Here is a 25294-nt window from a genome sequence, read left to right as displayed (position 1 = left end):
AATGGCTTCAGCAGAACTGATCAACAAATTAGAAGAAACAATTGAAAACATCCCCGATTTTCCGATTCAGGGAATACAGTTTAAGGATATTTCACCAATCTTTTTAAACCCAAAACTTTATGAAGAGGTAATTACAGATCTTGCAGCCTTCAGTAAAGGAAAAATAGATGCAGTCTGCGGAATAGAAAGCCGTGGTTATCTTTTTGGAATTGCTATTGCTGTCGCATTGGAAGTTCCGTTTATCCTGATCAGAAAAGCAGGTAAACTTCCCCCTCCTGTCATTTCTGAAGAATATGATCTGGAATATGGAAGTGCCATTATCGAAACCCGTGAAGGACAGTTAAAGCCAGGACAAAGAGTTTTGATTCACGACGATCTTTTAGCAACAGGAGGAACCACTGAAGCGGCTGCCAAACTGGTAGAAAAACAAGGAGCCACTGTTTCACAATTCAGCTTTCTGATTGGTTTAAAAGGACTGGGAGGCGATGAGAAGTTGAAAAAATTCGGTGCAGAAGTCTATCATATTTTAGAATATTAAGATTTAATACATAAGCTTCGACATGCTCGGCATGACAAACCTAATAATTTACTGTGAGATTTGAACAGGTAGTATTAGAAGTGTCATCCTGATTCTGTCGAAGCATCTTTTTTTAATTAATTCCTCATTCACGGCTACAATTCATAAAATTTCATTAATAATACTCAGAAAGTATTTTGTAAATCATTCAGAAACAATTAAATTTGCATTTCAATTTTTAAAAACTTATGGCAAAATTGGGAAAGAGTGCTCAGAACGAGCAAGAAGGTAAAGAAACGGTTGAGTTCTTTAAAGACCTTGACAGAGAAGCATTAAACACTGAAAGATTTGTTGAAAAATATTCAAAACCTTTGGGATTAATATTTGGAGCATTACTTTTAGGGGTTTTAGGATTCTTTGCTTATAAGCAATTTGTAATTGCGCCAAAGAACGCTGAAGCTGTAAAAAGTTTCCTTGCTGCTCAGAAAAACCTTACAGAAGGTAAAGATAAAGATGCTTTAGGCGGAAAATCTGCGGCTAATCCTGGCTTTATAGGTACAGCTAATGAATATTCTTCTACTGAAATCGGTAAACTTTCTGCTTACAATGCCGGTTTATTAAAATTCAAAGAAGGAAAATTCCAGGAAGCTTACGATCTTTTGGATAAATTCTCTTCCAAAAACAAAACCCTGATGGCAATGAAGTATGGAGCTATGGCTGATGCAAAATCAGGCCTTAATAAAAATGACGAGGCTCTTTCTTTACTAGACCAGGCAGCATCAGCATCAGATGATCCTTATACAACCTATTATTTCACAAGAAAAGCAGGTATCGTTGCATTAGGATTAAAGAAAAATGCAGAAGCTAAAAAATACTTCGCTACAATTGACGAAAAATATCAGGACTACGACAACGGAATGTCTGATTCTTATATTGAAATGACTAAATATTATTAAAAAATGGCAACAGTTAATCTTTCCGATTACAAGCCACTTCATATAACTAATGCCGAAGATTTTTCTATCGGCATTGTTTTTTCTGAGTGGAATGATTTTGTAACGTACAATCTTCGTGATGCAGCTTTGGAAATTCTTGAAAAAGAAGGGGTAAAACCCGAAAACATCAAGCTTTTTCCGGTTCCGGGCGCTTTTGAATTAAGCTATGCAAGTATGCAGCTTTGTAAAGAAAGGAAGTATGATGCAGTAATCTCTATCGGATGTGTTATCCGTGGGGAAACGCCGCATTTTGATTACGTATGTTCTGCAGTAGCACAGGGAATCAAGGATTGTAATATTATGACTGATACTCCTACTATTTTCTGTGTATTGACAGATGACACCAAAGAACAATCTATTGCAAGAAGCGGTGGTGATCTTGGAAACAAAGGCGTAGAAGCAGCTGTAACAGCTCTTAGAATGATTGATTTCAAAAAGAAATTATCTGATAAAAAAGGAAATATCGGTTTTGGACATTCTTAACCGGAGTTTACTTTCAAAATATCATGGGACTATTTTTTAATAGTCCTTTTTTATTGAATATTAATAAATCATAAATCTCATCAATAAAAAGGATGTTTTTGTTTTTTTCCGTCAAAAGTTCTCTACAAAAACTATCTTTGTGAAAACTAATAAAAACAGTCAATACATGTTTTTAAAAAAAATAAAACCCTTCCTTTATTTAGGAATTTTCTATCTTATTATTTCATTGATAATAAGAATAATATTCTTTTTTCATCCTATTACAACAGCTGGTTTTGGATTTTTCGAAGTCGTAAAGGTTCTGCTGATAGGTCTGGTAAATGACGTTTTTGTCTTCATATTGGCCAGCTCTATTCTCGCCCTTTATTTCCTCTTCCTTTCCAATTCGAAATATAAAAAACCTTACGGCTCCATTATTTTGGGAGCATTGGTTCTGTTCTTCCTTTATATATGGCTTGTTCCGAACAATATTTTCAAGCAGTACGGCGGTTCTGTAATGGAAATCGCTCTTGCCTTCGTAGGAATAAAAACTCTTTTCTTCGGATTGATGCTTTTTCTTCCTTCACAAAGAATTAAAATCCGTAATACTCTTTATTTCATTACGTTATTCTTATACGTTCTTGTGATTATTTTCAACGGCGTAAGTGAATATTTCTTCTATAATGAATTTGGGGTGCGTTATAATTTTATTGCAGTAGATTACCTTATTTATACGAATGAGGTGATCGGAAATATCATGGAAAGCTATCCTGTTATTCCATTGTTTTCTGCAATTATGATCGTTACGCTTGCCATTACATGGTTTATTTATAAGAAAACGAAAGATGAGCTTCTGGACCTTCCTGATTTTAAACAAAAAATGGTGCTTCTCGGCAGTTTCATGGTGCTTTGTGCCCTCAGTGCACTGGCTATACCTTCTTTAATGCAGATCCGGTCAGACAATGTTTTTGCAGACGAAATTGAAGCGAACGGACTTCCTAAGTTCTATTGGGCCTTCACTCATAATGAGCTGGATTACTTCCAGTTTTATTCACAGATTAACCAGCAGCAGGCTGAAAAGAATTTCCTGAGCCAGTATCCGCAGCATACACTATCCAGAGCGGTTGTTGCAGAACAGCCGGAAATGAAGAAGAATGTAGTATTGATTTCTATCGAAAGCCTTTCTGCAGATTTTATGGAACATTATGGAAATACACAGAAAATTACTCCTTTCCTGGATAGCCTTGCAGAGAAATCTCTGATGTTTACCAATCTTTATGCTACCGGAAACAGAACCGTACGCGGACTGGAAGCCTTAACATTGTGTATTCCCCCAACTGCGGGAGAAAGCATCATCAAAAGAGATGACAATAAGAATAAATTCACAACCGGAAATGTCTTTAAATCCAAGGGATATGATGTCAGATTTTTATACGGAGGTTACAGCTATTTCGACAATATGCAGGATTTCTTCGGAGGAAACGGCTATGACATTGTAGACAGAAACAGCTTTAAACCAGAAGAAATCACTTTTGCCAACGTTTGGGGTGTTGCTGATGAGGATATGGCCAGAAAAGCCATTCAGGTAATGAATGCTGAAGCGAAATCAGGAAAACCATTTTTCAATCACTGGATGACTGTTTCCAATCACAGACCGTTTACTTATCCTGACGGAAGAATCGATATTCCGGGAACAGCAAAATCCCGTGAAGGCGGTGTAAAATATACAGACTACTCGCTTAAACTGTTCTTTGAGATGGCTAAGAAGCAGGATTGGTATAAGAACACGGTTTTTGTGATCATTGCTGACCACTGCGCATCAAGTGCCGGAAAAACAGAGCTTCCGATGGATAAATACAGAATTCCTGCAATGGTATTCTCAGAAGGATTTATTCAGCCGCAGAAATTTAATGGACTGATGTCTCAGATTGATGTAATGCCTACCCTTTTCGGATTGCTGAATTTCAGCTATCAGTCTAAATTCCTCGGCCAGGATGTGTTCAAACCGGAATTCCAGCCTAAAGCTTATGTGGCAACCTATCAGGATCTGGGCCTTATAAAAGACGGACATCTGACTATTATTTCTCCGGTAAAAAAGGTAAAACAATATTCTCTGGAACTGGAAAAAAGTGATCTGGCACCTGAGTTTAAGCTGTATTACGACGAAAACCTATTAAAAAATCCGGATCAGAAACTGGTAGATGACGCTGTATCAGCATATCAGTCTACTTCTTACTGGTTAAAAACGAAACAGCTTAACAGATAAATATCTAAATATTTTCGCTTATAATCTGGTGTAAAATATTTAAATTAACCGATAAATTTATTAGTATGAAATGGACAGACGACAGAGGCGGAAACGTTGATGACCGCCGTGGTTCAGGAGGCGGAAGTGGCGGTATGATTGTAGGAGGCGGACTCGGGACCTTAATTATAGCAGCTATCGTGTTCTTTTTAGGAGGTGACCCATCCGGTATTTTGAATTCCGGAAGCATGCAGCCTTCAGGCAATACAGGAGAACAAAGAGAACTGACTGCCGGTGAAAAACAAGTCGGAGAAATGGTCGACATGATGGCCAAATGGAATATCCTTACCTGGGATCAAATTTTTAAAGAAAACGGAATGACTTACAGTGCTCCCCAGGTAGTTCTTTTCGAAAATACAACTTCTTCAGCATGTGGTACAGCGCAGTCTGCCATGGGGCCATTCTATTGCCCGGCTGATCAGAAAGTGTATATGGATATGAGCTTCTTCAATGAGCTTCAGCAAAAGTTTGGCGCCAAAGTAACCGAATTTACAGTGGCTTATGTTCTTGCGCATGAAGTAGGGCACCATGTGCAGACTCTTTTGGGAACGACTCAAAAAGTAGATGCGTTAAGAAGAAGCGGAAGATATTCTGAAGAGCAAATGAACAGAGTTTCCGTTGCTACAGAATTACAGGCAGATTTCTATGCAGGCGTGTGGGCAAAAAGAACCAATGACAGCAAACATATTCTGGAGCCCGGAGATATTGAATCGGCCATAGATGCTGCAGAAGCTGTTGGAGATGATAATATCCAGAGAAGAGCACAGGGATATGTAAATCAGGAAAGCTTTACTCACGGATCTTCTGCACAGCGTAAAGAATGGTTTATGAAAGGATACAACACCGGAGATATCAGACAGGGTGATACTTTCAACCAGCTGTTGAAATAATTTATAAAACTTTTAAATAATAAAAAATGCGGTCTCAGTGTGAGGCCGCATTTTTATTATTGCAATTCGATCGGATTAGAATTCTTCTTGGCTTCTTCTTTTATCCGCTCTTCCATTCTCTTTCTCATATCGGCAGGATTCTGATTTCCGCCCCCGCCAGGGCCCCTTCCGCCACCAGCTATTACCGTTGTCATAAATCCACCTTGCCCTCCTCCTTGTGTCATAAATGACATAGGATCAGTCTTAAATTTTTGCTGCTGCTTTACAAAATCGGCTCTTTTCACTTTTAAAGTATTTCCAAACTGGTTCAAAGCAGGAAATTCTGCAATTTTGTAATTCTTCATAAGATCAAAAGAATAATCTCCTTTGTCATCTTCTATTTTTACAATTAATCCCGGAAGTCCGCCAAACTTGTATGGTCCGTCCTGATAAGGAAGATCCGTGGTAAACCATGCGGTCCATTTTCTGCCTCCAAAATCAGTTTCTGCTTTCTGAACTTTATATTCACCTATTTTTCTTGTTTCCGATTCAATTTTCCAGTTCAGCGGTCTGTCCTCTTCGTACGAATAAATATCACGTCCGATTCTGTCTTTGAAGTAGGTCTTTTGGTTGGTCTTATCCTTTTCTACAGAATAGTTGATATTGGACCTCAGACTTTCCATCTGATCTCTGTTAATACTTCCTCTTCCGCCTCCGCCCTGAAATGCCTTTTGCATGATAGAATCCCTTTTGATTCTGTTTTCAGAGTAAAACACCGATTTTTCAGGGGAAATATCCAGATAAGCATTTTCTGTCTTGATATCTGTTTTATTTTCTGCATCCGGCTTCATAGTCACCTGATACACAAACCTGTTTGTCTGTGCAGAAACATTCTGTATGAAGAGTGCCAATGCGATAATACCTAATTTTTTCATTTATATTTTTATTTATTTTAATTCAATTGGATTTTGAGTCGTATTCGTAAAAGAAGGAACTTCTCCAGACGAACCTGTTGAGACCGGGATTCCTTGATTTTCACCTCCCATTCCCCGATGCATTCCACCACCATGGCCACCGCCTCTCATTCCTCCGCCACTCATTACGCCCATGCCACTATGTTTTCCTTCTCTGAAATTCATATTTCCGTTATTTCCAGCCATTGCTTTTCTGCTTTTACCAAACTCCAGCTCCAACGCTGCTTTATCGCCATGGAAATTTATCCTTGTACTTTGTTTGGCATCCGGCTCCATCTGTTCTTCAAAAGCATTTTTAATGATCATCTTTTTAACGAGATCAAATTTATAATCCCCCTTATCATCTTCCAGCTTTACAATCAGGCCCGGCAATCCTGAGAATTTGTACGGCCCGTCAGGGAAAGGAATTTCTTTGGTAAACCATGCAGTCCAGGTTCTTCCGCCAAATTCAGTGACTGCTTTTTGAGCAGCATACCCTTTCTGTTTCTCAATTACATTTGTCACTTCCCATTGTAAAGGTCTGTCTTCCCGATAGTAAATTTGTTTCCCGGCAGCCTTTTCATAGTAATACACTTTCTGTTCCGGAATAGCTTTGGTAATAAAATATTCAAAAAAAGTAGGTTCAAAATGTTTTCTCCCTTCCATTTTTGAAAAATCTTTTTCCTCTTTTCTCTGAGTTTCTTTCGCTTCTGATCTTATAGAAGCAACAAGAGAGTCTCTTTTCAATTTGTTTTCGCTGATAAAGAGCGAGTGTCCTTCTTTGATGTCCAGAAAAGTTCTCTCACTTTTCATGCTTACCAGATTGATTGAATCCGGGTTTACCAGCGTTTCATAAACGAATCTTGTGGTTTGGCCATAAGATACTGTGGTGAGAAACAACACAAAAAAGATGATGATTTTTTGTCCCATTACCAATTTTCTTTATAGATCGGAAATACAACAGAAGGTTAAAATTACAAATGAAATCTTCACATAAAGAGAAGAAATTTATCTGTCTTTACCATAAATTGTAACCGCTATTAATATCAGAATCATTAAAATAGATATCTTCGATTTGAGATTGCGGAAATTAGTTCGTATTTTTGCATCATTAAATCATTCTAAATAAATACAATGATAAAAGTATCAGACCATGCAAAGGAGAAAGCCATCCAGTTGATGACGGAAGATGGTTTTAACCCTGCTGAAGATTATATAAGAGTAGGGGTGAAAAGCGGCGGATGCTCTGGTTTAGAGTATGTTTTAAAGTTTGACAACGAAAAAACAGACGCAGATCAGATTTTTGAAGATAATAACATTAAAATTATTATAGATAAAAAATCCATCCTTTATTTAGCAGGAACAACTCTTGAATATTCAGGAGGATTGAACGGAAAAGGGTTTGTTTTTAACAACCCGAATGCATCCAGAACATGTGGGTGCGGGGAATCATTTAGTCTTTAGAGAAAAGACATTAGATCCTAGATTTCAGACCTCAGAGCTATTCTGGATTCTGAAATCTACCATCTGAAATCTAAAAAATTATAATGAGTAAATATACAGAAGACGATTTAAGAGTCGATCTAGAAAATAAAAAATATGAATTCGGTTGGGAAACCAAAATAGATTATGAAGATTTCCCGACCGGATTAAATGAGGATATCATCCGTGCGATCTCTGCTAAAAAAGAAGAACCGGAATGGATGACTGAATGGCGACTGGAATCTTTCAAAATCTGGCAGAAAATGGTAGAGCCTGAATGGGCCAATATCAAATATGAAAAACCGGATTTTCAGGCAATCCGTTACTATGCTGCTCCTAAAGTAAAGCCTGAGCTGGCAAGCCTTGATGAAGTAGATCCTGAATTATTGAAAACATTCGAAAAACTAGGGATTAATATTGAGGAACAAAAAAGACTTTCAGGAGTTGCTGTGGATATTGTAATGGACTCAGTTTCTGTGAAAACCACTTTCCAGGATACACTGGCAGAAAAAGGAATTATTTTCTGTTCAATTTCTGAGGCTATTAAAAACCATCCTGATTTAGTAAGAAAATATCTTGGAAAAGTTGTTCCGAGAGGAGATAACTTTTATGCAGCATTGAATTCCGCAGTATTCTCTGACGGAAGTTTCTGTTATATTCCCAAAGGGGTAAAATGCCCGATGGAACTTTCCACTTACTTCCGTATCAACCAGGCAGGAACAGGGCAGTTTGAAAGAACGCTTCTTGTAGCTGACGAAGGAAGTTATGTTTCTTACCTTGAAGGATGTACAGCTCCGTCAAGAGATGAAAACCAGCTTCACGCTGCTGTAGTGGAACTGATTGCACTAGACAATGCTGAAATTAAATATTCAACCGTACAGAACTGGTATCCAGGTAATGAAGAAGGAAAAGGCGGAGTATTCAACTTCGTCACCAAAAGAGGGCTTTGCGAAAGAAATGCAAAAATCTCCTGGACACAGGTTGAAACTGGATCTGCAGTAACATGGAAATATCCTTCCTGTATCTTAAAAGGTGACAATTCAATCGGAGAGTTCTACTCTATCGCTGTAACGAACAATCACCAATACGCAGATACAGGAACAAAAATGATCCACATTGGTAAAAACACCAAATCTACGATCATTTCCAAAGGTATTTCTGCTGGAAAATCCCAGAATTCCTACAGAGGACAGGTAAAAGTAATGCCTTCTGCAAAAGGAGCCAGAAACTTTTCGCAGTGTGACTCTTTATTGATGGGTAATGAATGTGGGGCACACACTTTCCCTTACATTGAAATCAAAGATCCTACTGCACAATTGGAGCACGAAGCAACCACTTCAAAAATCGGGGAAGATCAGATTTTCTACTGTAACCAGAGAGGTATTGATACTGAAAGAGCTATTGCTTTAATCGTAAATGGTTTCAGTAAAGAGGTTTTAAATAAACTTCCGATGGAATTTGCTATTGAAGCGCAGAAACTACTTGAAATTTCATTGGAAGGATCAGTAGGATAAAGATATGTTAGCTACAGAAAGATTAATTTTAAGAAAACCATCAAAAGAAGACTTTGAAAAATTCTTCGAAATTAATCATGACCCTGAAACCAATATTCATAATCCAGCCGGACCCATGAGTTTTCAAAAAGCAGAAAGTACATTTACGAAAATGCTTGAACACTGGGAAAGGTATCATTTCGGAGGCTGGGCAATTACTGAAAAGGAGTGCCCTGAAAATATAATAGGTTTTGGAGGCCTGAGCTATAAACTCTACGGAGAAAAAGAAAAATTGAATTTAGGCTATCGTTTTGCTTCCCAGGCATGGGGGAAAGGATATGCTACAGAATTCACCAGGAAAGCTATAGATTTTGGGCTTAATGAGGACAATAAAGAAGAAATATTTGCTGTTGTCCGTCCCGGTAATATAGCTTCTGTTAAAGTTTTGGAAAAGGCAGGTATGATCAAAATCGGGACCCTAAATGATGTTCCTGGTCAACCTGAAAGTTTAGTATATAGAATTCAAAAATAATTTGTTTAAGCAAATAAAATGTTAGAAATTAAAAACCTTCACGCCAAAATTGAAGATGGCGCAGAAATATTAAAAGGGATTAATCTTGAAATAAAGCCAGGCGAAGTTCATGCTATCATGGGGCCAAACGGAGCCGGTAAGTCTACTCTTTCTTCTGTAATTGCAGGAAAAGAAGATTACGAAGTAACTGGCGGAGAGATCCTTTTCGAAGGGCAAGACATCAGTGAAGATGCTCCTGAAGACAGAGCTCACAAAGGAATTTTCCTTTCTTTCCAGTATCCTGTGGAAATTCCGGGGGTTTCTGTAACCAACTTTATCAAAGCTGCTTTGAACGAAACAAGAAAAGCAAACGGACTGGAAGAAATGCCTGCAAAAGAAATGCTTGCCTTAATCCGTGAGAAATCTGAAAAACTGGGAATCAAAAAAGATTTTCTTTCAAGATCACTGAATGAAGGATTTTCAGGGGGTGAGAAGAAAAGAAACGAAATCTTCCAGATGATGATGCTTAATCCTAAACTGGCCATTCTTGATGAGACCGATTCAGGACTTGATATCGATGCTTTAAGAATTGTAGCAGACGGAGTAAATTATTTTAAAAACGAAGGAAACGCAGTTCTTTTGATTACGCACTATCAAAGATTGCTTAATTATATTCAGCCTGACTTCGTTCACGTGTTAGCAGACGGGAAAATCATCAAAACAGGTGATAAGTCTTTAGCGTTAGAACTTGAAGAAAAAGGTTACGACTGGCTTTTAAATTAATTTGAAATTTACTATTTGAGATTTGAAATTACGGCAACCATTCATGAAATGCAGCAAATATGAATCTCTAAAGTAAAAATTGGATTCCTATTCCTCGGAATAACAATATTTTAGTTCAAAAAAAAGAAAAAATGGTGCAAACCACAGATATACCAGTAATGGCATTAAAAGAACAAATTATAGAGAACCATAATGAGTTTTTGGAGAGTCTTCGTCACAGATTTCTGGATGATGAAAGAAAAACGGCGCTTCAAAGATTTACCGATATTGGTTTTCCTACTAAAAAAGACGAAGAATATAAATATACCAATCTAAAGGAGATCACGGAAAAAAGCTACAACTTCTTCCCGAAAGAGAACCATAATATCACTAAAGAGCAGTTTGATGAGCTGCATCTTGGAGAAGAAAATTTTGATTGGATTGTTTTTGTAAACGGCAAACTTCACAAAGAACTTTCAAAAGTTTCTATTGAAAACGTAGAGTTCCTTTCTTTCAACTATGCATTGAACGATGAGAAGCACAAAGAGGTTTTTGAAAAATACTTCAACACCATCGCTTCTAAAGAACAGGCCTTCACAAACTTAAACCTTGCTTACTGCAAATATGGTTTCTTTTTGAAAGTACCTAAAAATGTAGTCATTGAAAAGCCAATCCACGTTTTTTACATTTCCCAGAATCAGGAGGAAAATACATTCTACAATACAAGAAATCTTTTGATTGTAGAAGAAGGAGCAAAAGTAGAAGTGATTGAAAGCCATCATAATTTTGACAGCACTTATGTACTGACCAACTCTGTTACGGAGATCTTTACTTATCCTAATGCAAAAGCTGACTGGCATAAACTGCAGAATGATAACAACACAACCTATCTTATCGACAATACTTTTGCAAAACAGGAGAAAGACAGTTTAACAACTGTAAACACATTCTCTTTCGGAGGTAAACTGGTAAGAAACAACCTTGATTTTATTCATAATGGATCCAATATCAATTCATTCATGAACGGAATCACCATCATCGGAAAAGACCAGCTGGTAGACCACCATACAGCGGTGCACCATAACTTCCCGAACTGTGAAAGTTATCAGAACTATAAAGGAATCTTCGATGGCAATGCACACGGAGTTTTCAACGGGAAAGTTTTTGTTGACAAAATTGCTCAGAAGACAAACGCTTATCAGCAGAACAACAACGTATTGCTAAGTGAAGGGGCAAGTATTGATACAAAACCTCAGTTAGAAATCTTTGCTGATGATGTAAAATGTTCTCATGGCTGTACAGTAGGCCAATTGAATGAAGATGCTTTATTTTACCTGAGAGCAAGAGGAATTTCTAAAAAAGAAGCACAGGCGTTACTTCTATATGCTTTCGCAAATGATGCAATGCAGAATATTGATATAGAGCCTCTGAAAGAAAAGATTTCAAAGCTTTTGGCTGAGAAATTAGAAGTTGATATAGAATTTTAAGACTTATATATATTGATACACAAAAGCACTTCAAATGAAGTGCTTTTTATTTTATGATAAGTCGTTTTATTTTTTTAACCAGCTCTGGTTATCCTTATTTTCTGAACGTTTTTTACCGTTATCAAAATTATAAGCCAATCCTACGCCTAGTGTCTGCTTCAACTGTGTTTTCCATATCTGATTGTGATCATACAAGAGATCAAGGGTAACGTTGGTGGAAATGTATTTATTGATCTTCATACTTAAAACTCCGCTATATCCAAGAACCAGCCTTTCCGGGTGGTCAAGATAGTTTGAGAAGACAGACGCTGTATTCAGCAACGTAATATTCTCCATAATTTTAAGCTTATACATAGCCGTTCCTAAAAAACCGAACTGGAAAAGGGAAGAATCTCCATCATTTTTAAGGCCATAAGTACCCGCTTTCTGAAGATCTTTGTCTAAAACAAATGTCCATCTGGCGTTCGCCGGACGTAAAGTTACTGTGAGGTTATCATTAGGGCGGTAAGTAACACCAGCTCCTAAATTCAAATAACCAGGCGCCATAAAATTCGAAATTTTGGCCGCGTCCGGATTATTTCCATCTTCATATCCGGGAGCAAATTGGGTCTGAAGTCCTGCACCTGCAGAGAAATACCAGTGTTTGGCGAATTCTCTACCATAATTGGTTGAAAGATTGATAACATCCTGGGTTTTTCTTACCCCTGTTCCCTGAGTATTATTTTGCCCATAACCCAGGATAATAATATTTTCCCAAAGATCTTTTCCTTTTTCATAGGTCAGATTGTAATTAACCCCGGCAAGCCAACCTACGTTATTGGCTCCGCCGCCTACCCAGTTGGAAAAGGCTGCCTGATTAAGCATTAATGTATTTTGTCCCTGAATAGACCAGGCTTTCACTGTGTCTGATGCCGGAGCGTCTGTTTTCGTCTCCTGAGCCATTGCTAAAGCTCCGAAAGAGATAGAACTGATCAATAAAATTTTTTTCATAATAACGATTTAATACAAATGTATAAATAATAATCTACGCCTTTATAAAATTCACTTTAAAATGAATTTAACACTGTTGATTTTGCGCCTATAATACTATGAAAACTAATTATTTAAACCTTACCTCCCTGCCCGGCAAACTTAAATCAACTTAAAATTACAGTCTTTTAAAAGCAAAAAGCACCTCATTTCTGAAGTGCTTTCTTTATCAATGTGATTCTTTATTATTTTTTGATCCACCACTGGCTGTCTTTCCGGTCGGAACGCTTTACCCCATTATCGAGTGTGTAAGCGAACCCTATTCCTAAGGTTTGTTTCAGCTGTGTCTTTTCTAGCTGATTATGATCGTACAGTAAATCTAACGTCACGTTGGATGAAATATATTTGTTTACTTTCAGGTTCAGTAAAGCCCCGTAAGCCAGAACCAATCTGTCCGGATGGTCAAGGTAATTCGAGAAGACAGATGCTGTATTGGTCAGGTAAATATCTTCCATGATTTTTAATTTATATATCGCAGTTCCCAGAAAACCGAATTGCAGTAATGAAGTATCGCCATCATTCTTTAAACCGTAGCTTCCTGCTGTCTGAAGGTCTTTATCCAATACAAACGTCCATCTGGCGTTGGTAGGACGTAAGGTAACCGTAAGATCATCATTGGGCCTGTATGTGATCCCCATCCCGACGTTCAGGTAGCCTGGTGCCATAAAGTTTGAGATTTTTTTAGCCTCGGGATTGTTTCCGTCTTCATATCCTGCAGCAAACTGTGATTGAAATCCTGCTCCCATAGAGAAATACCAGCTTTTTGAAAATTTTCTTCCATAATTGGTAGAGACGTTAATGATATCCTGAGTTTTTCTTATTCCCAACCCTTTCGTGTCATTTTGCCCATAGCCCAGTATGATAATATTTTCCCAAAGGTCTTTATCTTTTTCATAGGTCAGATTGTAATTGACACCAGCAAGCCAGCCTACGTTATTGGCTCCACCACCAACCCAGTTTGAAAATGCAGCCTGGTTAATCATTAATGTGTTTTTTCCTACTACTGACCAGTATTTTACTGTGTCTGTCACCACGGAATCTTTTTTCAATTCTTCTTGAGCACTTGCATACATTCCTACAAAAAAGGAAAGAATCAATAAAAACTTCTTCATTACTCTAAATAATTTTCAATGCAAAAGTATTAATATAATTTTTTTAAACGGTACATTCAGCTTTAAAGAATTCCACTTCAATAAAGTTTAATTACCTAACAACAAAGTATTTCTATAAAATCAGTGCCAAATAATAAGCTTAAAAATTAAATTTGATACCTTTTGTCTTAAAATCAGGTAAGTAGAAACTCATTCGTCGACAAATTTTCCGAAATTTATCATTGGCTTTTGATTTGACGTAAAATCCCCATGTTTAAGAATGTAATTTCCAAAAGAGCGATTATATACCCGCTGCTGATGCTTTCAGCAATGTGGTTCGGGTATTTTTTACAAATGCAGGGCTTCTTTCAAAGCTGTTTTGGAGCCATTATTCCTCTTTTGCCCGAGGGATTACTTGGTATTATTACATCTCCTCTTTTACATGGAAATATTGATCATATCATAGGAAACTCCATTCCGATAGCAGCACTTATGTTTTTGCTGTATCAGTTCTATCCTTTGGTCGCCAACAAGGTTTTTATTATAGGATGGCTGGCAACAGGACTTTTGGTATGGCTTCTTCCTCCTATTGACATCCTCACCGGCGAATATATGTATACCTGTACCATTGGAGCCAGTGGTGTGGTATATGTACTCGCTTTTTTCCTTTTTTTCAGCGGGGTATTCAAATGGAATACAAAACTTCTGACCATTTCAATGCTTGTTGTGCTGTATTATGGAAGTTTGGTATGGGGAATGCTTCCGGAGGAACTTTTCTACAATATGGAGGAACCCAGTAAGATTTCATGGCAGGCACACCTTTCCGGAGCTGTAGTAGGAAGCATCATCGCCTTTGCTTTTAAAAATGTTGGAGAAAAAAAGAAAAAATTCATATGGGAATTCCCGAATTACTATAGTGAAAAGGATGATAAGTTGTGGCAGGAATACAAGGAGAACCATCCCGAAGATTTTATGGAACTTCCTTACAAGAAAAAAGATGATATCTGGGATCACCTGGATGAATTGAGGAAGAGATAAAACTTATTTCACTACATTTGAAAAAAAAACACACATGATCTCCGAAGAATACTTATATGCCATTGCCCTCCGCGAGTGCAACCACATTGGCAACATTCAATTCCATAAACTTGTCCGTACTTTCGGAAGTGCCCGGGAAGCATGGAAAAGAGCAAAAAAAGAGTATAAAAAACTCGAAGGAATAGGACAAAAAACTGTTTCCGATATTGGAAATGCAACTCATTTGGAATTCGCAGAAGAAGAATTAAATTTTTGCGAAAAAAATAATATCAGAATCAGGCTGAAACATCATAATGAAATCCCTTTCCTGCTCAATGAATGCAATGATGCACCTGCTGTTCTTTATCAAAAAGGAGAACTTAATGACACAAAGCCCAAAGTAAGTATCGTAGGGACCCGGAATATGACAGATTACGGGCGGCAGTTTATTGAAAACTTCTTTGAAGCAACCCGATTTTCAAAATATACCTCTGTGAGTGGTCTTGCCTTAGGCGTTGACAAAGAAGTTCATGAGCAGTCTCTTTATTACCGAAAACCTACTGTAGCGGTCTTGGCACATGGTTTTCAATATTTATATCCTGCAAAAAACAGAAGGCTTTCTGATAAAATTTTACATGAGGGAGGTGCATTAATAACGGAGTTCAGCTCTTCAAGAAAACCTGACCGGGAGAACTTCATTCAGAGAAACAGAATTATTGCCGCATTGTCTCCTTCTACAATCATAGTGGAAACAGGTTTTGGAGGCGGTTCCGTAAGCACAGCAGCCTTTGCCAATGATTATAACCGCGATGTTTTTGCCCTACCCGGAAAAATCACAGATGCATCAAGCCAAGGGTGTAATCAATTGATTTTCCATAATAAAGCAACGGCAATTTCTACCATCAAAGATCTTGTCCGTCTATTGGAATTTGATGATCCTAAAGAAAAAACTGCAGAGTTATTTCCTTATAGTGAAACAGCTATACAATTATCTGACAATCAGTATTTAATATATCAATCTATTAAAGAATACCCTCATATTTCTTTGGACGATCTCGCTCAAAAAATTGATGTTTCTACTCACAAAATCTTACCAATAATTTTGGAATTGGAGCTTTTAGGGAAAGTAAAATCGTTTTCCGGGAGGCAATTCATAGCGATTTGATATTTAACGATTTCTTAATATTGCATTATTTCACACATAACATTTCATTTTTAATAAAATTTAAAGACAAATTATCAATTTAATAATATTACGAAACATTATTATTTAATTTTTAACAATGTTAAAATATGGTGTTGTGAATCTTGAAAAAAAAATTAAATTTGTTGACAATAATATTCAACCTTAATATATGGAACAATATAATATTGACCAGAAAATCCAAGAGTTTATTGCAAAAATTGAAGCAAAAAATCCTAACGAACCGGAGTTTTTACAGGCTGTAAAAGAAGTTGCCGTAACTGTAATTCCATTCATTGCTACGAAAAAAGAATATACCGGAATGAAGCTGCTTGAAAGAATGGCTGAAGCTGAAAGAATTATTATTTTCAGAGTTCCATGGGTTGATGACAAAGGAGAAATTCAGGTTAACAGAGGTTTCAGAATTCAGATGAACTCTGCTATTGGGCCATACAAAGGAGGAATCCGTTTCCACCCTACTGTAAACTTATCCGTTCTTAAGTTCTTAGCTTTTGAGCAGGTATTTAAAAACTCTTTAACAACGCTTCCGATGGGAGGTGGTAAAGGAGGTTCAGATTTCGATCCGCAAGGAAAATCTGATATGGAGGTAATGCGTTTCTGCCAGGCCTTCATGACAGAATTATGCAAGCACGTTGGTCCTGAAACAGACGTTCCTGCAGGAGATATCGGAGTTGGAGCAAGAGAAATCGGGTATTTATTCGGACAATACAAGAAAATCAGAAATGAATTTACCGGAGTTCTTACAGGAAAAGGTCTTGCTTACGGAGGTTCACTGATCCGTCCTGAAGCTACAGGATATGGTGTAGTATACTTCGCAGAGCAGATGCTAAAAACAATCGGACAAGATTTCCAGGGGAAAACTGTAACGGTATCCGGTTTCGGGAACGTTGCATGGGGAGTTATCAAAAAAGCAACTGAACTAGGTGCTAAAGTTGTAACAATCTCTGGTCCTGACGGATATATCTATGATAAAGATGGTATCAGCGGAGAAAAGATCGATTACTTATTAGAACTTAGATCTTCAGGGAACAACAGAGCTGAGGATTATGCTAAAAAATATCCATCTGCTGAATTCCACGCCGGAAAACGTCCTTGGGAAGTAAAATGTGATGTTGCATTCCCTTCTGCAACCCAGAACGAATTAGATTTAGATGATGCAAGAAAATTAGTTGAAAACGGATGTATCTGTGTTACAGAAGCGGCTAACATGCCTTCTACATTAGATGCCATCAACTATTTCTTAGACAATAAAGTGTTATTTTCTCCTGGTAAAGCTTCCAACGCCGGAGGTGTTGCTACATCAGGATTAGAAATGACTCAGAACTCTATCCGTCTTAACTGGACTTCTGAAGAAGTTGATGCAAGATTAAAGGAAATCATGATTGGTATCCATAAGGCTTGCAGAGACTATGGAAAAGACGAGGACGGTTATGTAAACTACGTAAAAGGTGCAAATATTGCCGGCTTCGTAAAGGTAGCAGAAGCCATGTTGGCTCAAGGAGTTGTGTAACAAAAAATACAAAGGTTGGGAAAAATTCCCGACCTTTTTTGATATAGCCTGTTCCCGGGATAATGGGAAAAAAGTAAAAAGTGAAAGGAGAAAGCGCTGCTACAGGCAGTGCTTTTTTTTATTTTCCATAAAAGGTTCCCGGTTCATAAAAAAGGGTAACAAAAAAAATCCTGAAATACAAGATTTCAGGATTCCGACTAGTGTTTGCTAAAGTGCTTTTACTTTTTCTTTTTCTTGTCTTTCTTTTCCTCTTTAGGAGTATCTGCAGGCTTGGTTGCATCAGTAGGTGTTGTACTTACTGACGGATCTGTTGCAGGTGCAGTCTCCGTGGTTGTTGCAGGTGATTTTTCCTGGGTTTTCGGATCCGAAGGACTTGTAGTCTGGGTATTCGGTTGTTGGGTTTGAGTTGTCGTAGTGTTATTAGTAGAAGTATCTGCCGGCTTCTGGGTTGTTGATTGTGCTGATACTGCGATTACTCCGACTAATGTAAACGCTGCCGTTAAAAATAACTTTTTCATAATAATAATATTTAAATGATTGTTTAACTTAAACGAAGCATCATTTATAAAATTATGCGTAAACGGCTTATTTAACGGACTTTATGATTATTTAAGAGGAATTTGCAAAAATAAGTTCGTTTGATTTGGCTGAAAGAATGATGCTGAAAGCTGGGAGTTTTTTAGAACTTAACAGAAGATTCATTAAGTTTAAAATCAAGAAATAATAGTTTTACTATCAACGATGAGTGCTTACAGCACCCATCTTCCATCTTCCTGCACACCATGTTACTTCCCTATATTCTTCATCATTTTTTCTACAAATTCAAATGCTGCGGGGCAGATCACTGTATTTTTCAGCATTAAATTATTAATCTGGTAGATCTTCTTCCGGTCTGTATGCGGGTATTCACGACAGGCTTTTGGTCTTACTTCATAGATGGAACAGGTATTATCACTGTTGAGGAAAAAACAGGGGAGATGCTGCAGTACTTTATCATTATCCTCATCTACTCTTAAAAATTTAGCTTCAAAGTCTGCAGGCTTCATTCGCAGATGTCTGGCAATACGTTCAATATCTTTCTCTGTGTAAAGAGGACCGGTTGTCTTGCAGCAATTGGCACATTGCAGGCAGTCTATTTCCTCAAAAACTTCATCATGGGTTTCCTGCACTATGTAGTCGAGATTTTTGGGCGGCTTTTTCTTTAACCCGTCCAGAAATTTCTTGTGCTCTTTCTGTTTTTGTATAGCCTGTTTTTTATAAAAATCTAAGTTCATCTATTCTTTATTTCTTACAGAATCCGGAAGCTCTTCTTTCCTGTATTCATTAATTTTGTCCAGATCCAGCACTGTTGAAAGATTTTCTTTATTGGGGTAATACATCGGGACAAACTTTGCGCCGTATACAATTTCCCCTGTAGTATACGAAGACCTTTGTACCACAGTGTTTGAAAATACTTCATCAAATGCACGCACCTGCACGATAAGCTCAATGTCCGTATTTTTAAAATCCTCTTCGGAAAAGCCATAAAACGGAGAGTTTTCATCAATTTTATGTACCACAGTCCAGTTAAGCGCTAAGGTATTAATCTTGCTTAGCTGGGTTTCAAGCCTGTAAAAATTGCTTTTGGCAACTCCATTTTCTATCACTTCAATAGCTGCAGATACAATCACATCAGCATCCGTCAATGCATTATTTTTATATGGGGCAAGCCTGAACATTAATGCTGAAGATTCCTGAAAAGGAGCAATAATCGCAATATCGGAAAATCTAAGATAGGCCCGTGGTCTTGAAAATCTTCCGTAAAAAAGACCGGTTGCAATGGCAAAGGTAAGCAATCCCAGGAAAGCTTCAAAAGTGGCCACAAGGCTCGCCAAAAAACCTACCGGGGCTATTCTTCCGTACCCCACTGTGGTAAAGGTCTGGGAGCTGAAGAAAAAAACATCAATAAACTCGTTTAGCGGATCACTTTTGTCGATGCCGGTAAGGTGTTCTACCCCGATCAGATAATAGATCATGGCAAAAAACAGATTTACCATAATGTAAGCAATAACCAGATAGGAAATAAAACGGAATGAAGAAAGATTCAGCATGGTGTGATACCAGCTTAGCCTGTTAAAAACATTTACACCTCTTCTCTGAACATTCGGAAGACCGTCCTTATTGATAAATCTTCCGGTTGCATTGGTCCCGAAACCACTGTTCTCCGCATTTTTCTGACGGATCTTTTTTCTGAATCCTCTTGTCATTTTTATAGCATTTTCTTACCGTTTGTGATGCAAAGATAAAATATTGTTTTGATGAATTTTATCAACTGATTCATTTGAGTTTTAAATCGATTTTGGAGTACATTTGAAGTATGAAAAAACTGGAATCGAGAGAGGACATTGAACACCTTGTCAACTCATTTTATGCAAAGGTAGTTAAAGATGAAACCATAGGATTCTTTTTTAATGATATCGCTAAAGTAGATTGGGATAAACATCTTCCTAAAATGTATTCTTTCTGGGAATCTATCCTTTTCGGGCAGATGACCTATAAAGGAAATCCTATGGGGGTACACTTCCCGATTAATGAGATACAGGCCATGGAGCAGAAACATTTTAACAGATGGCTTGAGCTCTGGAGAACTACTATTGAAGAAAACTTTGTTGGAGAAAATGCTGACATGGCTATCTACAAATCCGAAAATATAGCAAAGCTGATGGCTTTCAAAATGGATCTGGCCAGAAGGCTGTAAGGGAAAATATATCCGAGATGCGGGATCCGGGATACTCAATAAGCAGATTAGATTCACTTTACTTTTCTGCGATTTGTCCTTTTGCTTTTTCTCTTTTAAGGAACGATTACGGTAAAGATATAAGCAGCCAGATTCACTAATAAAACGGTCCCGTACAGGATGTTCGTTTTTCCGCGACTAAGGGAAAGCATTACGATAAATACGGATAAAGAGAGCAAAATAACGTCTTTTTTGTCCAGGCCAAGCACCAAGGGTATATCGTACATAATACACACCACTGAAACCGCAGGAATAGTTAATCCGATACTTGCCAATGCAGATCCTAATGCCAGATTTAAACTGGACTGAATCTGGTTAGCCCGTGCTGCGCGGATAGCAGCTACACCCTCAGGAAGAAGAACAACGGCTGCAATAATTACTCCTACAAGGGATTTTGGCGCTCCCAGGCTTCTTACCATATTTTCAATCGTGTCTGATAATCCTTTTGCCATAAGCACTACAATTGCCAGACAAACAAGCAGGAAAACAAAGCTTATCAGTGTTTTGCCCAATGTAGGAATATAATGCTCCTCCGGATGTTCATCCGGAACAATAAAGTAGCTTCTGTGACGCACCGTCTGAACCATCAGGAAGATACCATAAATGATAAGACATGCTATGGATATAAAAATAAGCTGAGCTTCGTTATAGAAAGGTCCGTTAACACTTGAAGTAAAATTGGGAAGGACCAGCGTAAGCACCAGAATAGAAACAATGCTTACCAGATAAGTAGTGGCTGAGGTTCTTGCAAAGAACTGCTCATGGTATTTAACACCTCCGACAAGAATACAGATCCCCAGAATTCCGTTAAGAATAAGCATTACGGCGGCAAAAACAGTATCTCTGGCCAGCGTGATCGCCTGATCTCCGCCGGCAACCATCAGCGAGATGATCAGCGCTACTTCAATAATGGTGATACAAAGAGCCAGGATAATAGTTCCGAAAGGCTCCCCTACTTTATGGGCTACAACTTCAGCATGATGCACTGCTGATAAAACACTTCCGATTAACAAAATACCGGCAAGAATATCATAAAGAACTCCCGTTCCCATCAGTCCGGAAAAGTAATACCCTACCGCAAGGAGAGGAAAAATATAGGTGTAATGTAAGAATTCTTTAAGTCTCATAAAGTGACTACAAAATACAAAAAATCTATAATATTTTCAATATCAAAAGAAATTATTAATGTTATTTTAATGAGGCCAGAAGTTAAAGTCCTGATAATCTGTCAACATATGAAGCAGAAGTCCAATTCCTACAATTCTGATATTGCCTCTGAAAAACAACATCAAAAAATACACCGCAATAGCATAATACGAATGTAAAAAATGGAACCCAATACTTTCCCTTGACGGATCAAAAACAGGATGGGCAAAAAGATGGTCCAGATCTACCAGCATCGTTGCCAATAAAATGAGATACACTTTTTTCCAGTTCTTAGGATAAAAAGCCAATGCTATAAATACCGGAAACACAAAATGTAAGAAATAATGTGTACATGTTTTAAGCAGAGCAATTTCAGATGAAGCCATTAATGGTATATATTTTCAGTTTAGATTACCACCGTAAAATTAGGGGTAAATCTCTTTTCTTTGCTTTTATTTTCACCCAATAATTCTGAGCTTTATTCCCATACAGGATATAATCAATATCTGAAATGATCTTTTTCTCACTGTCAGTCAGTGATTTTAAAGATGAATACAGCAAAGCATTATTCCTGATCAGGAAGTAATTTTCGCTTACCTGAGGTGATAACTTTACTGGTTTCCTGGCCGATTGTATGACAACCCTATTATTACTCAAACTGATCTTATTGGGCTGAAAAGGAATAGCCGTGAATTGATTTTCACTACTGATCCATTTCTTAGTTTGGAAATACTCCCATATTTTTACGGCATTACCGCTTTGAAGATCAATAATATAATTGGGCTGTGTAATTTTCTGAAAGGTCTTTTTTTCCACTTCATTAAAGTTGTCATCATATTCATAACTGATAATGGTATCATTGACCTGTTCCAGATCTGCAACAGCTTTTAAGGAGTTTGCCTGTAAGGAATCCGCAATGCCTTTACTGAAAAAACGGGTAAAATTTCTGATATTTTCTTTGTCAAATTCCAGTTCAAGAAAATGATTTCCTTTCTGAAGCTTTGAAGCTATATCATTAAAAATTTCAGAATCTGAGTTATTTCTGATCTCAATTTCATCATCGTTCAGTTCAATAGAAAAATTTTGAATTTTCTGCCCGGAAATGAATGAAATACTTCCCAATGTATTGTGAATAAGCTGATCTGCGTCCCAAATATGATTTGCAGAAGGATGAAGAATCTGTTTCTGAATCGTTTTAAAACCAAAATCAGAAGTTCCTGCAATACAATTGTTCCCCTCTACCCTAACGAAAAACTGGCCCTTCTGAAAGCAGTTATTTCCTTTATCGGTAAACTTTCGCTTCTTTAAACAGGCAATGAATTTCTGTGGATCTTTAAGTTCTAAAATGGTATACCATTCAGAGAATCCGGTATCTTTAATATGGAAAATCTGTAAAAAATCAGGAATTCTGATTCCTGAGTCTTTGGCCGGGCCGGAGCTTTTACTTTTTGCTTTACTTCCGGACCATCCTGAGGGATGTGTAAGCCAGCTGAAGAGATATTGCCCCGTTAATTTCTTAGTATCAATTAAAACAACCGCATCTGCATTCTGAGGAATATATCTTAGTTTTTTATCTTTACGAAAAACTATAAAATACACTGAAACAGCCAGCAATAAAAGTAATGGGACAATAATCTTCTTTTTATTCATCTATAAAATTTGTGGCTTCTTTTCCGTTTCTTTTGTTTTAAAAACCTGATCGAATATATCAAAGAAATACATTAAACTGTTCTCTGAAGAATCTTTGATATTATAATCCATTTCAGTCCGGATGCTTTCTCCTTCTACTTCCGTTTTATAGTATAACTCTCCCATATTTTTTCTGACAGCATCCAGTGCTCTTCTTTCTTTCGCACTCTTGAATTCTTTATCTAAACCGGTCAAAAGCTTCCTGATATCCAGTCTTCCTGACAAAGGGTATTTGGCCGAATCCTTTGCCCATTTTCTGGAAATTTCAGACTGGCTTACGGATAAAATATTGTCGGCAGAACTCATCAGGTATACTATTCCGTCTTTTACCGTAAAGAACAGCTGGTCAATATATCCTCCGTCTTTCTCTTCTTTGAATGTATACAGATTTCCTTTTTTAGAGAATCTTTTGGAAAATTTCTTGTTGGTCGCCAGCACATCAAAAATACGGTTCCAGTATCCTTCATTTTCCGTTGCGAAAGCTAAGGTAAAGTTTGGAACAGCAATCTCTTTGGTTTTCTTTACTTCTTTTTCATTGAAGTCTGCATCATATTCGTAATCCGTATACTCTACTGTTTTGGATTTCAGTTCATTCAAAACGAATATTCCGTTTCCGGGAGCTATTTTCGTAATGGCTTCCTCATCCAGAACAATTTTCATCGTTTCCATGATCAGTTCCATTTCTTTTTTGTACTCGTTCTCCCCGGAGCTCTGAAGAAGACTATACATCATATCAAAGCATTTTGCCCCGTTGACATTCATGGCATAGTAACCAACACTTTTCTCATTGATCAGCGCCAGCAGTTTTTTGTTTTTCTTGCCTTTATAAACGGCCGCAATATTCTTTTGAATATCAGCATTTTTATGCTGATAATGATTAACCAGCCTTACTTTATCTTTGTCGAAATACAAGTTGTATGAATAATTGGAATCATACATATTCCGGAAGAACTTATCATAACTATAGAACTTCGTCATCTTGCCATAGATTCCTTCATTCACAATTCTTCCATAATCTGTGTACACAAAAACATCAGAATTGGAATCCCGGAATTTCAGCATTTCTTCAGGAACTTCAATTTCCAAATTGGAACTGAAGTATTGATCAAACCTTTCTTCAGCATTCTTTTTAACGATTCTGAAGTTTTCTCTACGGATAGAATCCTGCTCTTTCCGGAAGGCTTTTTCTTCTTCCTCGTCATAAGCGGTATCAGGCATCTCTTCTCCATTTTCGGGACTTTCAGCGCTTTCCTTTTCTTCAGGGTATTTATGATGTTTTTGGAGATACTTAATATCTTTCTGAATTCTTGCGATTTCGTTGTTGTTATCTTTAATACTTTCTTTCAGATATTTAATATCCTCCTTCAGGTTTTTGATTTCTTCTTTATAATCAAAAGGCTTTTCCGGTTCATCCGTATACGCTGTATCCCCGGCATCTACAGCAACGCTGTCTGCGGCTACCACCGAAGTACTGTCTGCAACGGCTTCTGTAGCCCAGAGATCTTTATAAGGTTTGGTATAGCTGATCATGCTGAGAACTGCACGGCTTCCGTTCCAGGCAACAAAGACATCATCATTGATATCTACATAAGAATAGTTTTTTCTGCTGGAAACTTCCTGCCCTTTTTTCTTCACTGAATTAATAAATTCCCGGAACTTTTCCTTATTATCGATGATAAAGTGGGTATTATACGTCTTAATAGAATCATTAAAGCTTGCATAGTGATACTGAACAGCATCGTATTTGATTCCTGTTTTGGAGTAATCTGTCCATGAAAGATTTTCTTTGCTTTTTTTGCTGAGCTCATGCAGCAAAGGGTTCAGTTTATTCCAGTTGATTTTATTATTCAGCTGCTTTCCGTTGACCTCCATATAAAATACAGCATCAGAAGGGATTTTCATGCTGCTCTGGGCTAAAACCAACGTAAAGCCAAAAAGTACGAAAATAATTTTTTGTGTTTTTAATAAGATAGATTTCATGACTATAGTTTAGAAA

General features: G+C 37.4%; 25 protein-coding genes. 14 read left to right on the top strand and 11 right to left on the bottom strand.

What is annotated here, in order from left to right:
* Position 1: 1 nt before the first annotated feature.
* The 5 genes from ACR1PO_RS10055 (at position 2) to ypfJ (ending at position 5169) form a co-directional block, all read left to right on the top strand.
* Positions 2-538: an adenine phosphoribosyltransferase gene (locus ACR1PO_RS10055; RefSeq protein WP_433986668.1), complete on the top strand. Its 537-nt coding sequence runs from the start codon at positions 2-4 to the stop codon at positions 536-538.
* 227 nt (positions 539-765) lie between these two features.
* Entirely contained in the window at positions 766-1473 is a 708-nt protein-coding gene (locus ACR1PO_RS10050; protein WP_002982387.1) for a YfgM family protein, read from the top strand.
* A 3-nt stretch (positions 1474-1476) separates the two neighbouring features.
* Complete coding sequence (gene ribH, locus ACR1PO_RS10045) at positions 1477-1995, top strand: 6,7-dimethyl-8-ribityllumazine synthase (protein ID WP_065400059.1); 519 nt, start codon at positions 1477-1479, stop codon at positions 1993-1995.
* Between the two features lie 166 nt (positions 1996-2161).
* Positions 2162-4240 (top strand): LTA synthase family protein, encoded by a 2079-nt coding sequence (locus ACR1PO_RS10040; RefSeq protein WP_433986667.1) that lies wholly within the window; start codon positions 2162-2164, stop codon positions 4238-4240.
* 65 nt (positions 4241-4305) lie between these two features.
* On the top strand, positions 4306-5169 hold the full coding sequence (ypfJ, locus tag ACR1PO_RS10035; protein WP_332388641.1) for a KPN_02809 family neutral zinc metallopeptidase: 864 nt from the start codon (positions 4306-4308) through the stop codon (positions 5167-5169).
* Positions 5170-5225: 56 nt separating this feature from the next.
* Here ypfJ and ACR1PO_RS10030 read toward each other — a convergent pair whose 3' ends face one another.
* Both ACR1PO_RS10030 and ACR1PO_RS10025 read right to left on the bottom strand, forming a co-directional pair.
* Positions 5226-6083 carry a GLPGLI family protein gene (locus ACR1PO_RS10030; protein WP_433986666.1) on the bottom strand — a complete coding sequence of 286 codons (858 nt, stop codon included), beginning with the start codon at positions 6081-6083 and terminating at the stop codon, positions 5226-5228.
* Between the two features lie 12 nt (positions 6084-6095).
* Complete coding sequence (locus ACR1PO_RS10025; protein WP_433986665.1) at positions 6096-7031, bottom strand: GLPGLI family protein; 936 nt, start codon at positions 7029-7031, stop codon at positions 6096-6098.
* A 204-nt stretch (positions 7032-7235) separates the two neighbouring features.
* Here ACR1PO_RS10025 and ACR1PO_RS10020 point away from each other — a divergent pair, with 204 nt between their 5' ends.
* The 5 genes from ACR1PO_RS10020 to sufD all read left to right on the top strand — a co-directional run bounded on the left by ACR1PO_RS10020 (position 7236) and on the right by sufD (position 11836).
* Positions 7236-7565, top strand: a complete 330-nt coding sequence (locus ACR1PO_RS10020) for a HesB/IscA family protein (protein ID WP_002982371.1) — start codon at positions 7236-7238, stop codon at positions 7563-7565.
* Between the two features lie 83 nt (positions 7566-7648).
* The gene (gene sufB / locus ACR1PO_RS10015; RefSeq protein ID WP_062673097.1) at positions 7649-9097 is read left to right on the top strand and encodes a Fe-S cluster assembly protein SufB; all 1449 of its coding nucleotides are present in this window, start codon (positions 7649-7651) and stop codon (positions 9095-9097) included.
* A gap of 4 nt (positions 9098-9101) precedes the next feature.
* The gene (locus ACR1PO_RS10010; RefSeq protein WP_332388645.1) at positions 9102-9608 is read left to right on the top strand and encodes a GNAT family N-acetyltransferase; all 507 of its coding nucleotides are present in this window, start codon (positions 9102-9104) and stop codon (positions 9606-9608) included.
* 18 nt (positions 9609-9626) lie between these two features.
* On the top strand, positions 9627-10370 hold the full coding sequence (gene sufC / locus ACR1PO_RS10005) for a Fe-S cluster assembly ATPase SufC (RefSeq protein ID WP_002982364.1): 744 nt from the start codon (positions 9627-9629) through the stop codon (positions 10368-10370).
* A 158-nt stretch (positions 10371-10528) separates the two neighbouring features.
* Entirely contained in the window at positions 10529-11836 is a 1308-nt protein-coding gene (gene sufD, locus ACR1PO_RS10000) for a Fe-S cluster assembly protein SufD (protein WP_332388998.1), read from the top strand.
* Between the two features lie 66 nt (positions 11837-11902).
* Here the strand turns inward: sufD and ACR1PO_RS09995 are convergent, their stop codons facing one another.
* Positions 11903-12826, bottom strand: coding sequence for a DUF3078 domain-containing protein (locus ACR1PO_RS09995; protein ID WP_433986664.1), 924 nt, complete (start codon positions 12824-12826; stop codon positions 11903-11905).
* A 224-nt stretch (positions 12827-13050) separates the two neighbouring features.
* Positions 13051-13977, bottom strand: a complete 927-nt coding sequence (locus ACR1PO_RS09990; RefSeq protein ID WP_433986663.1) for a DUF3078 domain-containing protein — start codon at positions 13975-13977, stop codon at positions 13051-13053.
* Between the two features lie 249 nt (positions 13978-14226).
* Here ACR1PO_RS09990 and ACR1PO_RS09985 point away from each other — a divergent pair, with 249 nt between their 5' ends.
* From ACR1PO_RS09985 to gdhA, 3 genes are all read left to right on the top strand, one after another.
* Positions 14227-14994: a rhomboid family intramembrane serine protease gene (locus ACR1PO_RS09985; RefSeq protein WP_002982351.1), complete on the top strand. Its 768-nt coding sequence runs from the start codon at positions 14227-14229 to the stop codon at positions 14992-14994.
* Between the two features lie 34 nt (positions 14995-15028).
* Positions 15029-16138 carry a DNA-processing protein DprA gene (gene dprA, locus ACR1PO_RS09980; RefSeq protein WP_433986662.1) on the top strand — a complete coding sequence of 370 codons (1110 nt, stop codon included), beginning with the start codon at positions 15029-15031 and terminating at the stop codon, positions 16136-16138.
* 190 nt (positions 16139-16328) lie between these two features.
* The gene (gene gdhA / locus ACR1PO_RS09975) at positions 16329-17687 is read left to right on the top strand and encodes an NADP-specific glutamate dehydrogenase (protein WP_131437063.1); all 1359 of its coding nucleotides are present in this window, start codon (positions 16329-16331) and stop codon (positions 17685-17687) included.
* A gap of 218 nt (positions 17688-17905) precedes the next feature.
* Here the strand turns inward: gdhA and ACR1PO_RS09970 are convergent, their stop codons facing one another.
* From ACR1PO_RS09970 to ACR1PO_RS09960, 3 genes are all read right to left on the bottom strand, one after another.
* Positions 17906-18205, bottom strand: coding sequence for a hypothetical protein (locus ACR1PO_RS09970; RefSeq protein ID WP_041461964.1), 300 nt, complete (start codon positions 18203-18205; stop codon positions 17906-17908).
* Between the two features lie 267 nt (positions 18206-18472).
* Positions 18473-18961 carry a YkgJ family cysteine cluster protein gene (locus ACR1PO_RS09965; RefSeq protein ID WP_374463113.1) on the bottom strand — a complete coding sequence of 163 codons (489 nt, stop codon included), beginning with the start codon at positions 18959-18961 and terminating at the stop codon, positions 18473-18475.
* Complete coding sequence (locus ACR1PO_RS09960) at positions 18962-19933, bottom strand: ion channel (RefSeq protein ID WP_433986661.1); 972 nt, start codon at positions 19931-19933, stop codon at positions 18962-18964.
* A 110-nt stretch (positions 19934-20043) separates the two neighbouring features.
* Between ACR1PO_RS09960 and ACR1PO_RS09955 the strand changes: the two genes are divergently transcribed.
* Positions 20044-20424 carry a group III truncated hemoglobin gene (locus ACR1PO_RS09955; RefSeq protein WP_332388648.1) on the top strand — a complete coding sequence of 127 codons (381 nt, stop codon included), beginning with the start codon at positions 20044-20046 and terminating at the stop codon, positions 20422-20424.
* A gap of 95 nt (positions 20425-20519) precedes the next feature.
* Here the strand turns inward: ACR1PO_RS09955 and ACR1PO_RS09950 are convergent, their stop codons facing one another.
* From ACR1PO_RS09950 to ACR1PO_RS09935, 4 genes are all read right to left on the bottom strand, one after another.
* Positions 20520-21590 carry a calcium:cation antiporter gene (locus ACR1PO_RS09950; RefSeq protein ID WP_332388649.1) on the bottom strand — a complete coding sequence of 357 codons (1071 nt, stop codon included), beginning with the start codon at positions 21588-21590 and terminating at the stop codon, positions 20520-20522.
* Between the two features lie 66 nt (positions 21591-21656).
* Entirely contained in the window at positions 21657-21995 is a 339-nt protein-coding gene (locus ACR1PO_RS09945; protein WP_332388650.1) for a DUF6122 family protein, read from the bottom strand.
* 25 nt (positions 21996-22020) lie between these two features.
* Positions 22021-23259, bottom strand: coding sequence for a hypothetical protein (locus ACR1PO_RS09940; RefSeq protein WP_433986660.1), 1239 nt, complete (start codon positions 23257-23259; stop codon positions 22021-22023).
* Complete coding sequence (locus ACR1PO_RS09935; RefSeq protein WP_433986659.1) at positions 23260-25278, bottom strand: hypothetical protein; 2019 nt, start codon at positions 25276-25278, stop codon at positions 23260-23262.
* Between the last annotated feature and the right edge of the window lie 16 nt (positions 25279-25294).

The sequence above is a fragment of the Chryseobacterium amylolyticum genome (genome assembly GCF_051011775.1).
Lineage (GTDB): Bacteria > Bacteroidota > Bacteroidia > Flavobacteriales > Weeksellaceae > Chryseobacterium.
Note: the sequence above shows the minus strand (reverse complement) of the source record. Positions and strands in the feature narration are given on the sequence as shown.

Coding starts and splice junctions, on each gene's coding strand:
- ACR1PO_RS10055 (WP_433986668.1), top strand. CDS start 2: ATGGCTTCAGCAGAACTGATCAACAAATTAGAAGAAACAATTGAAAAC.
- ACR1PO_RS10050 (WP_002982387.1), top strand. CDS start 766: ATGGCAAAATTGGGAAAGAGTGCTCAGAACGAGCAAGAAGGTAAAGAA.
- ribH (WP_065400059.1), top strand. CDS start 1,477: ATGGCAACAGTTAATCTTTCCGATTACAAGCCACTTCATATAACTAAT.
- ACR1PO_RS10040 (WP_433986667.1), top strand. CDS start 2,162: ATGTTTTTAAAAAAAATAAAACCCTTCCTTTATTTAGGAATTTTCTAT.
- ypfJ (WP_332388641.1), top strand. CDS start 4,306: ATGAAATGGACAGACGACAGAGGCGGAAACGTTGATGACCGCCGTGGT.
- ACR1PO_RS10030 (WP_433986666.1), bottom strand. CDS start 6,083: ATGAAAAAATTAGGTATTATCGCATTGGCACTCTTCATACAGAATGTT.
- ACR1PO_RS10025 (WP_433986665.1), bottom strand. CDS start 7,031: ATGGGACAAAAAATCATCATCTTTTTTGTGTTGTTTCTCACCACAGTA.
- ACR1PO_RS10020 (WP_002982371.1), top strand. CDS start 7,236: ATGATAAAAGTATCAGACCATGCAAAGGAGAAAGCCATCCAGTTGATG.
- sufB (WP_062673097.1), top strand. CDS start 7,649: ATGAGTAAATATACAGAAGACGATTTAAGAGTCGATCTAGAAAATAAA.
- ACR1PO_RS10010 (WP_332388645.1), top strand. CDS start 9,102: ATGTTAGCTACAGAAAGATTAATTTTAAGAAAACCATCAAAAGAAGAC.
- sufC (WP_002982364.1), top strand. CDS start 9,627: ATGTTAGAAATTAAAAACCTTCACGCCAAAATTGAAGATGGCGCAGAA.
- sufD (WP_332388998.1), top strand. CDS start 10,529: ATGGCATTAAAAGAACAAATTATAGAGAACCATAATGAGTTTTTGGAG.
- ACR1PO_RS09995 (WP_433986664.1), bottom strand. CDS start 12,826: ATGAAAAAAATTTTATTGATCAGTTCTATCTCTTTCGGAGCTTTAGCA.
- ACR1PO_RS09990 (WP_433986663.1), bottom strand. CDS start 13,977: ATGAAGAAGTTTTTATTGATTCTTTCCTTTTTTGTAGGAATGTATGCA.
- ACR1PO_RS09985 (WP_002982351.1), top strand. CDS start 14,227: ATGTTTAAGAATGTAATTTCCAAAAGAGCGATTATATACCCGCTGCTG.
- dprA (WP_433986662.1), top strand. CDS start 15,029: ATGATCTCCGAAGAATACTTATATGCCATTGCCCTCCGCGAGTGCAAC.
- gdhA (WP_131437063.1), top strand. CDS start 16,329: ATGGAACAATATAATATTGACCAGAAAATCCAAGAGTTTATTGCAAAA.
- ACR1PO_RS09970 (WP_041461964.1), bottom strand. CDS start 18,205: ATGAAAAAGTTATTTTTAACGGCAGCGTTTACATTAGTCGGAGTAATC.
- ACR1PO_RS09965 (WP_374463113.1), bottom strand. CDS start 18,961: ATGAACTTAGATTTTTATAAAAAACAGGCTATACAAAAACAGAAAGAG.
- ACR1PO_RS09960 (WP_433986661.1), bottom strand. CDS start 19,933: ATGACAAGAGGATTCAGAAAAAAGATCCGTCAGAAAAATGCGGAGAAC.
- ACR1PO_RS09955 (WP_332388648.1), top strand. CDS start 20,044: ATGAAAAAACTGGAATCGAGAGAGGACATTGAACACCTTGTCAACTCA.
- ACR1PO_RS09950 (WP_332388649.1), bottom strand. CDS start 21,590: ATGAGACTTAAAGAATTCTTACATTACACCTATATTTTTCCTCTCCTT.
- ACR1PO_RS09945 (WP_332388650.1), bottom strand. CDS start 21,995: ATGGCTTCATCTGAAATTGCTCTGCTTAAAACATGTACACATTATTTC.
- ACR1PO_RS09940 (WP_433986660.1), bottom strand. CDS start 23,259: ATGAATAAAAAGAAGATTATTGTCCCATTACTTTTATTGCTGGCTGTT.
- ACR1PO_RS09935 (WP_433986659.1), bottom strand. CDS start 25,278: ATGAAATCTATCTTATTAAAAACACAAAAAATTATTTTCGTACTTTTT.